The 12,231-nt window shown below is 70.4% G+C and carries 9 protein-coding genes and 1 pseudogene; 3 read left to right on the forward strand and 7 right to left on the reverse strand.

Annotated features, from left to right (window positions below; translation table 11 throughout):
* Positions 1-217 precede the first annotated feature (217 nt).
* Positions 218-2,890: a bifunctional acetaldehyde-CoA/alcohol dehydrogenase gene (gene adhE, locus EV567_RS07360; protein ID WP_130437840.1), complete on the forward strand. Its 2,673-nt coding sequence runs from the start codon at positions 218-220 to the stop codon at positions 2,888-2,890.
* Between the two features lie 357 nt (positions 2,891-3,247).
* Positions 3,248-4,126: a potassium channel family protein gene (locus EV567_RS07365; RefSeq protein WP_130437841.1), complete on the forward strand. Its 879-nt coding sequence runs from the start codon at positions 3,248-3,250 to the stop codon at positions 4,124-4,126.
* A gap of 16 nt (positions 4,127-4,142) precedes the next feature.
* Here the strand turns inward: EV567_RS07365 and pflA are convergent, their stop codons facing one another.
* The 6 genes and pseudogenes from pflA to EV567_RS07395 form a co-directional block, all read right to left on the reverse strand.
* Positions 4,143-4,889, reverse strand: coding sequence for a pyruvate formate-lyase-activating protein (pflA, locus tag EV567_RS07370; protein WP_207228702.1), 747 nt, complete (start codon positions 4,887-4,889; stop codon positions 4,143-4,145).
* Positions 4,886-7,147 carry a formate C-acetyltransferase gene (gene pflB / locus EV567_RS07375; protein ID WP_130437842.1) on the reverse strand — a complete coding sequence of 754 codons (2,262 nt, stop codon included), beginning with the start codon at positions 7,145-7,147 and terminating at the stop codon, positions 4,886-4,888. Before pflB ends, pflA begins: the two co-directional genes overlap by 4 nt.
* 230 nt (positions 7,148-7,377) lie before the next feature.
* Entirely contained in the window at positions 7,378-8,001 is a 624-nt protein-coding gene (locus tag EV567_RS07380; RefSeq protein WP_130437843.1) for a DoxX family membrane protein, read from the reverse strand.
* 152 nt (positions 8,002-8,153) lie between these two features.
* Positions 8,154-8,798: pseudogene (locus EV567_RS07385) on the reverse strand (phosphoketolase); the annotation flags it as partial.
* Between the two features lie 115 nt (positions 8,799-8,913).
* Complete coding sequence (locus EV567_RS07390; protein WP_207228703.1) at positions 8,914-9,747, reverse strand: universal stress protein; 834 nt, start codon at positions 9,745-9,747, stop codon at positions 8,914-8,916.
* Positions 9,748-10,003: 256 nt separating this feature from the next.
* Positions 10,004-10,444 carry a pyridoxamine 5'-phosphate oxidase family protein gene (locus EV567_RS07395; protein WP_130437844.1) on the reverse strand — a complete coding sequence of 147 codons (441 nt, stop codon included), beginning with the start codon at positions 10,442-10,444 and terminating at the stop codon, positions 10,004-10,006.
* Between the two features lie 284 nt (positions 10,445-10,728).
* Between EV567_RS07395 and EV567_RS07400 the strand changes: the two genes are divergently transcribed.
* Positions 10,729-11,109 carry an STAS domain-containing protein gene (locus EV567_RS07400; RefSeq protein WP_207228704.1) on the forward strand — a complete coding sequence of 127 codons (381 nt, stop codon included), beginning with the start codon at positions 10,729-10,731 and terminating at the stop codon, positions 11,107-11,109.
* Between the two features lie 15 nt (positions 11,110-11,124).
* Here EV567_RS07400 and EV567_RS07405 read toward each other — a convergent pair whose 3' ends face one another.
* Positions 11,125-12,123, reverse strand: a complete 999-nt coding sequence (locus EV567_RS07405) for an Acg family FMN-binding oxidoreductase (protein ID WP_130437845.1) — start codon at positions 12,121-12,123, stop codon at positions 11,125-11,127.
* Positions 12,124-12,231: the final 108 nt, after the last annotated feature.

Genomic DNA, 12,231 nt, shown 5'->3' on the forward strand with positions numbered 1-12,231 from the left:
GCAGGTGTGCGGTGATCCTCGTGGCGACTCACCGGCGGTGGGCCACCCGGCCCCGCCAAGCAGGGCCGGTCAGACGCCCACCCGGGACCCGGGGGACCTGCGCAGCGAAGCGATGCCGGAGAGAGGCTGCTGGTGGAGCCACGCCCATCCATTCGGCGCCGCTCCTGTACGGGCCGCAGACCGTGCGGCTTCACCTCTCGACCACGGAGGCACCCACATGACCCGCCACGACGACCGAACCGCGAACGCTGCCCCCGCCGAGGCGCCGTCGGACATCGCCGTCGCCGTCGACCGGCTGGTCACGAACGGGCTCAAGGCACTGGCCGACTACGAGGAACTCGACCAGGAGCAGGTCGACCACATCGTCAACAAGGCATCGGTCGCCGCTCTGGACCAGCACACCGCGCTTGCACGGCTCGCGGTGGAGGAGACCGGACGCGGCGTCTTCGAGGACAAGGCCGCCAAGAACATGTTCGCCTGCGAGCACGTCACGCACAGCATGGGCCACATGAAGACCGTCGGCGTGATCGCCCGCGACGACATCGAGGACATGACCGAGATCGCGGAACCGGTCGGCGTGGTGTGCGCGATCACGCCCGTGACCAACCCGACCTCCACGACGATCTTCAAGGCGCTGATGGCGCTGAAGACCCGCAACCCGGTGGTGTTCGCCTTCCACCCCTCCGCCCAGCGGTGCAGCGCTCAGGCGGCCCGCATCGTGCGCGACGCCGCAGTCGCCGCGGGCGCGCCCGAGCACTGCATCCAGTGGGTCGAGACCCCGTCCGTCGAGGCGACCAGGACACTCATGCACCACCCGGGCGTCTCCCTCATCCTCGCCACCGGCGGCAACGCCATGGTCAAGGCGGCCTACTCGGCCGGAAAGCCCGCCCTCGGCGTGGGCGCCGGCAACGTCCCCGCCTACGTGCACAAGAGCGCGAAGCTGCGCCGGGCCGTCAACGACCTGGTGCTGTCCAAGTCGTTCGACAACGGCATGATCTGCGCCTCCGAACAGGCCGTCATCCTCGACGAAAAGATCTACGACGCCGCCCTTGCCGAGTTCCGCACCCTGCACGCCCACCTGGCCACCGCCGAGGAGAAGGCGAAGCTGGAGCGGTTCCTTTTCCCCGCCGCCGCCTCGAACAAGGGCTGCGAGCCCAAGGTGAACGCGGCGGCCGTCGGCCAGAGCCCCCAGTGGATCGCCGAACAGGCCGGCTTCACCGTATCCGCGGACACCTCGCTGATCCTGGTCGAGGCGGAGCGGGTCGGCCCGGACGAGCCGCTGACCCGCGAGAAGCTGTGCCCGGTGCTCGCCGTGCTGCGGGCCGGCTCCGACCGGCAGGGCTTCGACCTCGCCGCCGACATGGTCGCCTTCCACGGACAGGGCCACAGCTCCGTCATCCACACCGAGGACCGCGAACTCGCCGAAGCGTACGGCCGGCGCATGAAGACCGTACGGGTCATCGTCAACTCGCCCTCGTCGCAGGGCGCCATCGGCGGTATCTACAACAACCTGCTGCCCTCCCTGACCCTGGGCTGCGGCTCCTGGGGCAGCACCTCGGTGTCCAACAACGTCTCCGCTCCCCAACTCCTGAATGTCAAACGGGTTTCCACCCGCCGCAACAACCTTCAGTGGTTCAAGGTGCCGCCGAAGATCTACTTCGAGCCGCAGGCCATCCGCTACCTCGCCGACATGCCGGACATCCACCGCGTCACGATCGTCACCGACGCGACCATGACCCGCCTCGGCTTCGTCGACCGCGTCACGCACGTCCTTCAGCGCCGCCGCGAGCCGGTGACCGTCCAGATCATCGACAACGTCGAGCCCGAGCCGAGCATCGACTCCGTGCGCCGCGGCGCCCGCCTCATGGGCGACTTCTGCCCGGACACGATCATCGCGCTCGGCGGCGGCTCGCCGATGGACGCGGCCAAGGTGATGTGGCTGCTGTACGAGCAGCAGGCCGACGGCAAGGACGTCGACTTCGCCGACATGCGGCACAAGTTCTCCGACATCCGCAAGCGCGCCTTCCGCTTCCCCGTCCTGGGCAAGCTGGCCCGCCTGGTGTGCGTACCCACCACCTCCGGCACCGGCGCCGAGGTCACCCCCTTCGCCGTCATCTCCGACCCGGCGACCGGCAAGAAGTACCCGCTGGCCGACTACGCCCTCACCCCCAGCGTGGCCATCGTCGACCCGCTGCTCACCGCTGAACTGCCCCCGGCGCTTGCGGCCGACAGCGGCTTCGACGCCCTCACCCACGCCATCGAGGCGTACGTGTCCGTCTACGCCAACGACTTCACCGACGGCCTGGCCCTGCACGCGATCCGCCTGATCTTCGACAACATCGAAGCGGCGGTGAACGACCGTGCGGCCCGCCCGGACGCCCAGGAGAAGATGCACAACGCCGGCACCATCGCGGGCATGGCCTTCGGCAACGCCTTCCTCGGCATCGTCCACGCCATGTCCCACACCCTCGGCGCCACCTTCCACATCGCGCACGGCCGCACCAACGCCGTTCTGCTCCCCCACGTCATCCGCTACAACGGCACGGTCCCGAACAAGCTCACGGGCTGGCCCAAGTACGAGCACTACCGCGCCCCCGAACGCTTCCAGGACATCGCCCGCACGCTCGGGCTGCCCGCCACCACCGCGGCCGAGGGCATGGAGTCCCTCGCCACCGCCGTCGAGCGGCTGCGAGACACGGTCGGTATCGAACCGTCCTTCCAGGCCCTGGACGTCGACGAGCGGAGGTTCCTCGAGGCTCTGCCCCAGCAGGCCCTCAACGCCTACGAGGACCAGTGCGCACCCGCCAACCCGCGGATGCCCATGCTCGACGACATGGAGGAGATCATGCGAGCGGCCTACTACGGCCCCGCCAACGTGCGTGGCGAATAGGCTCCCGTCCGACATGCCCGAGGAACTGGGCACCCCGCTCGCGTATGCGGTTGATGATCTCAGACCGTTGTACGCGGGGCGGTGGCGGGGTTTGTCGGGGGCGCCGAGGACGGGGGCGAGGACCTCGGAGTTCGGCTCTTCGGTCTGCAGATCGGCAGGACCGGGAACCTGTACGGCCGGGTGCCATTACCGCCTGGCGTCGACTGTCGGGGAGACCTGCACGCTCGTGCTGCAAGCGAGCTGATCGGCGCGGATGGGCGTGCCGGACCCCGCGTCTGCCGCATGATCCGTCAGTTTGGGATCTGAGCTCCGAGGAGGGCTCCTCCGATCCAGCCGACAGGGCCATGGGAGACGTACATGAAGTGGTTGGTCTCGTTGCTCGGTGCCGGGCTCGTGATGATCACGCTGCGGGACCTGTTCCACACTCTCTGGCACCCCACCCACCACGGCGGCCTGAGTCGCCTCGTCATGACAGCCTTGTGGCGGCTGGCCCGGCGCTTCCGCGCCCGCAGGCGGGTGGTCGGGCTCGTCGGACCGCTCGCCATGGTTACGGTCGTGGGCATGTGGGCCGGCACCGTCGTCCTCGGCTGGGCCGTCATCTACTGGCCCCACATGCCCGGGGCGTTCACCTTCTCCCCCGGTTCCAAGGCGGCGCAGGAGCCAGCGTTGCTCGACTCCATGTACCTCTCGCTCGTCACGGTGGCCACCCTGGGCCTGGGAGACATCGCACCCGGCGAGGGCTGGCTCCGCCTGGCCTCTCCGCTTGAAGCCCTTGTCGGCTTCGCCCTGCTGACGGCCACGGTCTCCTGGGTGCTGGAGATCTACCCAGCGCTGACCCGCAGAAGGGTCCTCGCCATCCGGCTGGCGCTGCTGCGCGACTCCGACCCGACGACGCTGCAGATCGACTGCACCGCAGGGGCGCTGCTGCTGGACAGCCTGGCCACGGAGGTCGTACGGGTCCGCATCGACTTCACCCAGTACGCCGAGGCGTACTACTTCCATGACGGAGAGGACCACTCGTCGCTGGCGGCCATGGTCGGCTACGCCGCCGCCCTTGCCCAGTGCGGACAGGCAGCGCGGCGGCCGGAGGTGCGACTGGCCGGCGACGTGCTCGCCGGCGCGCTGAAAGACCTCGCCACCATCCTCGACCAGCGCTTCCTCCATACGGGCGGAACGCCGGCGCTGGTCTTCGCCGCGTACGCCGCCGACCACGGCCGCAGCCGCGCGCACCATTGAGCAGGGTGTAATCAGTTCACAGCGCCCGCAGGCCGTGCTCCCGGAACTGCTCGCGGACCCGCTCGGTCAGTTCCGGACCTGGTGCGGGTGTGTGGCGCAGCGGGAAGGGGATGCCCAGCGCCTCGTACTTGTGGGCGCCGAGCTTGTGGAACGGCAGGACGTCCACGCGGTCGACGTTGCCCAGCCCGGCGAGGAACGCGCCGAGCCCGTCGACGGCCGCCGGGTCGTCGGTCCAGCCCGGCACGAGGACGTAGCGGATCCACACCGGGACATTGAGCCGGTCCAGGCGGGTGGCGAAGTTCAGAGTCGGGGAGAGGTCTCCCCCGGTCAGCTTCCGGTAGGTGCGGACGTCGAAGGACTTGACGTCCAGCAGGACCAGGTCGGTGTCGGCGAGCAGTTCGCCGGTCGCGCGGGCACCGAGGAAGCCGGAGGTGTCGAGGGCGGTGTGCAGGCCGAGTTCCTTGCAGCGGCGGAAGACCGCGGCCGTGAACGCGGGCTGCAGCAGGGCCTCGCCGCCGGTGAGCGTCACTCCCCCGCCCGCGGTGGTGATGAAGGGCCGGTACTTCTCGATCTCGCCCAGCACCTCGTCGACGGTGGTCGGCGTGCCGTCGCGCATGTGCCAGGTGTCGGGGTTCGCGCAGTACAGGCAGCGCAGGGGGCAGCCGCTGAGGAACAGGACGAACCGGGTCCCGGGCCCGTCCACTCCCGTGGACAGGTCCCAGGAGTGGACGCGGCCGGTCACCGGCTCGACGGTGGTGTTCACAGCGCTCCGTGGAAGGTGCGGCTGATCACGTCGAGCTGCTGCTCGCGGGTCAGGCGGACGAAGTTGACGGCGTATCCGGAGACCCGGACGGTCAGCTCCGGGTACTTCTCGGGGTGTTCCATGGCGTCCTCGAGGGTCTTCCGGTCCAGGACGTTGACGTTCATGTGGAAGCCGCCGGAGGCCGTGTAGGCGTCGAGGATGCCGACCAGGTGGCCCGCGCGCTCGGCCGGGTCGTGGCCCAGCCCCTCGGGTGTGATCGTCGTGGTCAGCGAGATGCCGTCGCGGGCCTGCTCGTAGGGGAGTTTGGCCACCGACAGGGCGGAGGCGGCGACACCGTGCCGGTCCCGGCCGTTCATCGGGTTGGCCCCCGGTGCGAACGGGGCGCCGGCGCTGCGGCCGTCGGGTGTGTTGCCGGTGTGCTTGCCGTAGACGACGTTCGAGGTGATGGTCAGCACCGACTGTGTGTGCTCGGCGTCCCGGTACGTGGGGTGCTCGCGCACCTTCGCCATGAAGGACTCCACCAGGCCGACGGCGATGCTGTCGGCGCGGTCGTCGTTGTTGCCGTACGCCGGGAAGTCCCCTTCGGTCCGGAAGTCGACGGCCAGCCCGGACGCGTCCCGGAAGACCTTGACGCGAGCGTGCTTGACGGCGGACAGACTGTCCACGGCGACCGACAGACCGGCGATGCCGCACGCCATGAACCGGTGGACCGGGTAGTCGTGCAGCGCCATCTCGATGCGCTCGTAGGCGTACTTGTCGTGCATGTAGTGGATGACGTTCAGCGCATCGACGTACGTCCGGGCCAGCCAGTCCAGCATCCGGTCGTACGCCGCCGAAAGCTCCTCGTAGTCGAGGTACTCGCCGGTCAGGGCGGGCGTCGCGGGCGCGATCTGCTCGCCGGTCATCTCGTCCCGGCCGCCGTTGACCGCGTACAGCAGTGCCTTGGCCAGGTTGACCCGCGCCCCGAAGAACTGCATCTGCCGGCCCACAGCCATCGCCGAGACACAGCAGGCGATCGCCGTGTCGTCACCGGTGCGCGGGCGCATCAGGTCGTCGGACTCGTACTGGATGGCGCTGGTGTCGATGGAGACCTGCGCGCAGAACTCCTTGAAGCCCCCGGGCAGCCGCGACGACCACAGGACGGTCAGGTTCGGCTCGGGGGCGGGGCCGAGGTTGTAGAGGGTCTGCAGGAAGCGGAAGGAGGTGCGGGTGACCAGCGGGCGACCGTCGGTGCCGATGCCGCCGATGGACTCCGTCACCCAGGTGGGGTCACCGGAGAACAGCGCGTCGTACTCGGGCGTGCGCAGGAACCGCACGATCCGCAGCTTGATCACGAAGTCGTCGATCAGCTCCTGGGCACGTGTCTCGTCGATGCGGCCCTCGTCGAGGTCGCGCTGGAGGTAGACGTCGAGGAAGGTGGAGGTGCGGCCCAGTGACATCGCGGCGCCGTTCTGCTCCTTCACCGCCGCCAGGAAGCCGAGGTAGAGCCACTGCACGGCCTCGTGCGCGGTCGTGGCCGGCTGGGTGACGTCGCAGCCGTACGTGGCCGCCATCTCCGCCAGTTCGCCCAGTGCCTTGATCTGCTCGGCGAGCTCTTCCCGGTCGCGAATGACGTCCGGGCTGGAGGGCTGAGCGTCCAGCCCGGCCCGCTCGGCGCGCTTGGCCTCGATCAGCCGGGTCGTGCCGTACAGGGCGACCCGACGGTAGTCGCCGATGATCCGGCCGCGCCCGTAGGCGTCCGGCAGGCCGGTGATGATCCCGGCCTTGCGGGCGGCGCGCATCTCGGGGGTGTAGGCGTCGAAGACACCGTCGTTGTGGGTCTTGCGGTAGCTGCCGAAGACCGTTGAGACGAAGGGGTCAGTCTCATAGCCGTATGCCTTCAGGCCGTTCTCCACCATCCGCAGGCCGCCGTTGGGCATGATCGCGCGCTTCAGCGGGGCGTCGGTCTGGAGGCCGACGATCAGCTCTCGGTCCGGGTCGATGTAGCCGGGGGCGTGGGAGGTGATCGTCGATGGGGTGGCGGCGTCCACGTCGAGGATGCCGCGCCGTCGCTCCTCAGGGAACAATGCGCTGACCTTGCCCCAGACCAAGCGGGTGCGCTCGGTCGGCCCGGTCAGGAAGGCGGCGTCGCCTTCGTACGGCGTGTAGTTGGCCTGGATGAAGTCGCGCACATCGACCTGGTCCCGCCAGTGCGTACCGGAGAAGCCCCGCCATGCCTCGGTTGTCGCCCGGGGTCCAGCTGTCACCGTTGCCGTCATCGCCGGTCTCTCCCTCGTTGTGCACGTGAATGTCTGCACTGTCGATGCTCGTCGCCCGCGATGCCTGCGGGGAGGGCCTGTCGGCGTAGCCGGGGCACGCCATCCGTCCCTCGCGTGTCGGGCCGTTGGGCCCGGCCAGGGGACGAACTCGCCCCAGCAAGTCGGCGGTGACGAGCGACCGGGGCACCCCGCGATGAGCGGGGTGCCCCGGTCTGATGAGCATGCGTCCCTCAGAGCAGCCAGCGGTTGCGGCTTACGAAGGGCAGCCGTGCCCAGGCCCTGCCCAGACCCCAGGTGGCACCGGCGCCCGCAGCCGCGAGGGCGATCAGGACGACAGCGTAGACGAGGTGGTAGTCGGCGAACGGGTTGGTCGACATGCTCGGTGAGCCGTCGGACAGGTGCTTGGCCGGCGGCCACTCCGCGATCCACATCAGTGCCATCATGGCGGTGCCGGCGACCGCGGCGAGCCGCAGGCCGATGCCCGCGATCAGCGCGAGGCCGACGCCGAGCAGCCCGAGCATGAACAGCCAGTTGGCCCAGGTGGCCCCGGCCCAGTCGTGGAAGGTGGACTCCATCGGGCCGACCGCCACGCCGCTGAGGAAGCCCTTGGTCGGTGACCCGCCGTCGATCCAGCCCTTGCCGGACGGCGTGGCGTAGCCGAAGCCGAAGGTCTTGTCGAGGAACGCCCACAGGAAGACGAAGCCGGTCAGCAGGCGGAGCCCGGCGAACACGTACGCACGGGTCGCCGTCGCGGCGGCGGTCGTCTCGGCGGCGGAGGCGGGAGCCGTCCCCGCACTGCGCAGGGACGGGAAGCGGAGTCCTGGTTGCCGGTGCGGGTGGTCGTGCACTGCCATGATGCTCATCCCTTTCGAGGGGTGCGACGCGCAGAATGTGGACGACTCTCGTTGCGTCTTCAATGTCCCGCGTCGTCAACGCCCCGGCGGAGGGGCTGCAGGGCCCGGCAGGCGGGCCGAACGGCCCTCTCTCCGGGCCCTGTTGGCATCGGTCAGCCGTCCCAGGCCCAGTCGGCGATCTCTGGCAGGTCGGTGCCGTGGGCGCGGATCCAGTCGTGGTGGCGCAGCCGGGCGTCCTCCATCCGCCGGCGTACGGCGGCGGCGCGCACCGCGAGGCCGGGGACGCGGTCGATGACGTCCATGACCAGGCGGTAGCGGTCCACGTCATTGCGGACCACCATGTCGAACGGGGTGGTCGTGGTGCCGATCTCCTTGTAGCCGCGCACGTGCAGGTTCTTGTGGCCGGTGCGGCGGTAGGCGAGTCGGTGGATCAGCCATGGGTAGCCGTGGTAGGCGAAGATCCCCGGCTTCTCCGGCGTGAAGAGCCCGTCGTACTCGAAGTCGGTCATGCCGTGCGGGTGTTCTTCGCTCGGCATGGGCCGGGCGATGTCGACGACGTTGACGACGCGTACGGCGAGCTCGGGCAGGTGCCGGCGCGGCAACTGGGCGGCGGCCAGTACCTCCTGGGTGGGCACGTCGCCGGCGCAGGCCAGCACCACGTCAGGCTCACGGCCGTTCTCGGCGCCCGCCCAGTCCCAGATCCCGGCGCCGCGCGCAGTGGGCGCGGGCTGTTCCAGCGTCAGTCAGTCGAGGCAGGGCTACTTGCCGGCCACGATCACGTTGACGCAGCCGCGCGTCCCTTCCGGATCGGGGTCGGTCGAAGGTGCATGCGGGTCCGTACCTCCCCACCCTCCCCCGGTCCGCCGGGTACCCGACAGGGCCGACCGGGCCATCCCGGGACGGCTATGTCCGTCATCCGGTCGCCGGCACGAGCACGACAGGGCAGTGGGAGTGCTGCAACAGGACATGCGCGACCGGGCCGACCGGCGGACCGACCCGCCCCGCACGCCGACGCGCGCCGATGACCACGACGCCGGCCTCACGAGTACCCGCCAGCAGGGCGTGGGCCGGGCCGGTACGGACCGTGCGGCTGTCGACCTCGACCTGGGGATACGCCTCTCGCAGCCGGGCGATGCTGAACCTCGGGACGGCTTCTTCCGCCCGGTCGTTCCGGGCCTGGCGGGCCTGGCCGGGGCTCGTCGCGGCTACCAGCAAGGGCAGTTCGGGCGTGGTGTGCCGGTGCGTGGCAGAGTGCACAACACGCAGCCGGACCCCGCGCCGCGCCGCTTCCTGGAAGGCATAGGCGGCCGCGGCCTCGTCGGCGTCACTCTCCAGACCGAGCAGCACCTCACGCCCCTCGTCGCAGGGATGGTCCCCGCGGGCAACCAGCAGCGGACTGTGCACGTGGGCGGCCAGGCGCCAGCTCACCGATCCGGCCAGCAGGCCCGAAACACTACCGAACCCCCGTGTACCCACGACGGTGAGGGCCGCATGCTCGCTCTCCAGTGCCAGCGCCCGCACGGCGCCTTCCTCCACGGCCCTGGTCTCCACCCACAGACCCGGGTGGCGCTCGTGGACCCGTGCGGCGGCCGACGCCAGAACCGGCCCGGCCTCCTCGCGGTCGGCCACGGCGTAGACGATGTGCAACGCGGTGCCGCGGCGTACCGCTTCCTCGGCGGCCCAATCCAGGGCCCGTACGGCGACCAGTGAACCGTCCACTCCGACGGCCACATGACGATCAGTCATTGTCCTGTTCCCTTCTCTGCCGTGCGCGGGGCGTTCACCCTCGGGGGCGGGACGCCGAGGGAGGTGGCGAACTCGCGCCGTCGACTGGGCGTCGATCCCACGGAGGGTCTACGAAGGATGCTCATCGTCCGTGGGCGCCAGGGGCAGGGGCCGATGGAACCCCTCGGCACGCCTTACGGCCCGTCCCCTCCGGCCGTACGGCCCGGGCAGGCCCCGGCCGGCGGGGCGAGAACCCCGGGGAGGAGGAATGAGACGTTCAAGCGGTGAGGGCCACGCCATACAAGGTGCGTCCGCCGATGAGCTCACGCCCAGTGACCAGTTCCGGCTCGATGCGAACGAAGACCTGCTGCGGCGCGGGCACCCAGGAGACCGGGCCGGTGCGGGCCAGTCGTTCGTGCTCGGCGGGGTCGATCACCACTGCGGCCGATCCTGTGACGACAACGCTCCAGCCGGAGTGCCGGGATGCGTCGACGTCGTCGGCTTCGAAGGCAACCACTGCGCCGTCGATCGCGCGGACCAGCTCCGAAGCCGCGGAGGTGCGCAGCAGGACCGCGCCGTCGTCGTCGAGGCTGAAGTTGACCGGCAGCACGGCGGGCAGGGCCCGGCGCGTATAGACGATGCGACCGACGGGCACCTTGGCCATCAGCCGCAGGCATTCCTGCCGCCCGAGTTCGCGGAAACCGTCGTTGGGATACATCTGCCAACCTGTCTTTCGCCTGGTACAGGGGTACTGCGTCTTGTCCAGCCTGAACCGTGTGAGGCTCGCAATGAGGGGGCCATCGGTCCCGGCCATGGCGGAGAACGACCCGTGTCACGCTGCGATCGATCCCCCAGTGGGCCCGGCCTTGCGGGGGGTGCTGGTCCTGCTTGGGCCGGTGGGCTGCTTCACGCCCGCGCGGCGGGCACGGCAGCTCCACCCGAACCGGGCAGTAGGGCCGACCGGCCCTACCGTCACTTCGCTTTGCCCTGTTGTCTCAGGCCATGTCCGGAATTGACCCCAGGTCCACGCCTCACCACAGGGAACACACCGTCGGTGAAACCACCGTCGTGGAGCTGCGTGGCGAGATCGACATCTTTACTGCGCCGCCCCTCGCGGCCCGCCTGGACGCCCTGACCGCCGACCCGCGCCCCGATCTGGTGCTGGACCTGCGCTCCACGGCCTTCATCGACTGCACCGGCCTGGGAGTCCTGTGTCGGGCACGGAACCGAGCCGAGGCACGGTACGGCCGGTTGCGGCTGGTCACCGACAGCGCCGGCTTGCGGCGGATCCTTCGCGCCGTGGGCCTGGCGGGTGTCTTCGAGCTGCACTCCAGCATGAACGAAGCCCTGGCCCGTACGTCCGCGGTCGTCGCCACGGGCTGATGACCGGCCCGGGGCCTACCGGCTCGGCAGCGCCTCATCGAGCACCTCGCCCGGGGCGCACCGCGGGCTCGCAGCGCCTTCGGGGCCGTATCCGAGGCGGATGAGCATCTGCGCATGCCCGGTCCGCCCGGGCGTCGGGCTCAGGGAACGGCGCAGGTCCGGCCACTCCAGTGCCTGGTGCAGCAGGGAGGCGCGCAGACCGTGAGCGGTGGCGAGGAGCCACACGTGCTGGAGTGCCTGTCCGGCTCGCAGCCAGTCGGCGCGGCGGTCGTGCTCGGTGATCAGCGCGGCAAGGACGGGTGCCGCCTCAAAGGGTCGGGCGAGCAGCCGCTCGGTGTGCCGCTGCGCGGTGAAGTCCCGCAGGGGAAGGTGTTCGCGGGCGTCCTGGGGACCGAGCACCGCCTGCGGCAGTCCCACATCGGCAGTCGGCTGCAGGTCGCGGTGCACCCAGCGGTTGCTCTCCGCGGCGCGGTCGGAGTCGATGCGGTTGCGGCGCTCGGCCTCCGCGGTCAGGCGGAGCAGGCGCGCCGTCTCGACGAGGTCGGGGAACCATAGCCGTGCGCCCTCCACACGGGCGGCTTCACCGAGTTCGCTGCGCAGATACGGTGCCAGCGGCCGGCCCGAGAACGGCAGACGGCTGCTGTGCCTGCGCCAGATCGCCTCATAAAGGTCGGCGCGGTGCCCTGTGGGGCGGGCAGCGGGCCCGGCCAAGCGCACGATGGCGAGCAGGCTGGGGTCCTCTGGAGAGGGCAACAGGCGGCTGACCGGCGACCATCCGGCGTGCGCGATCGCGACCCGGAGGTTCAACAGGCATGCCCCCACCGAAAGATGCAGGGCGCGGCCTGCCGGGTCCGTGTGCCGCAGGCAGCGTTCAGGGGCGGCGCGCACCTGGAACGTGGCCGACCCGGCGTCCAGGCGGAAGCGCCAGGGCTGGGTGTTGTGGATCGAGGGCGCGGCGACCGCGGCCGTCACGCAGGTCTCCGGAATCACGGCGTCCAGGGTTGTGCTGTGCATGATGCCCTCCTCACGCGTCGGCGTGGGACAGGGGGGGCTGGTCCTACGAGCGTGGGTGCCCGGCCACGGCCCTGTGAGAGGCCGATGGTCCCGCCGCCAGGCCCGGTC

It is taken from the genome of Streptomyces sp. BK239, from assembly GCF_004217285.1.
GTDB lineage: Bacteria > Actinomycetota > Actinomycetes > Streptomycetales > Streptomycetaceae > Streptomyces.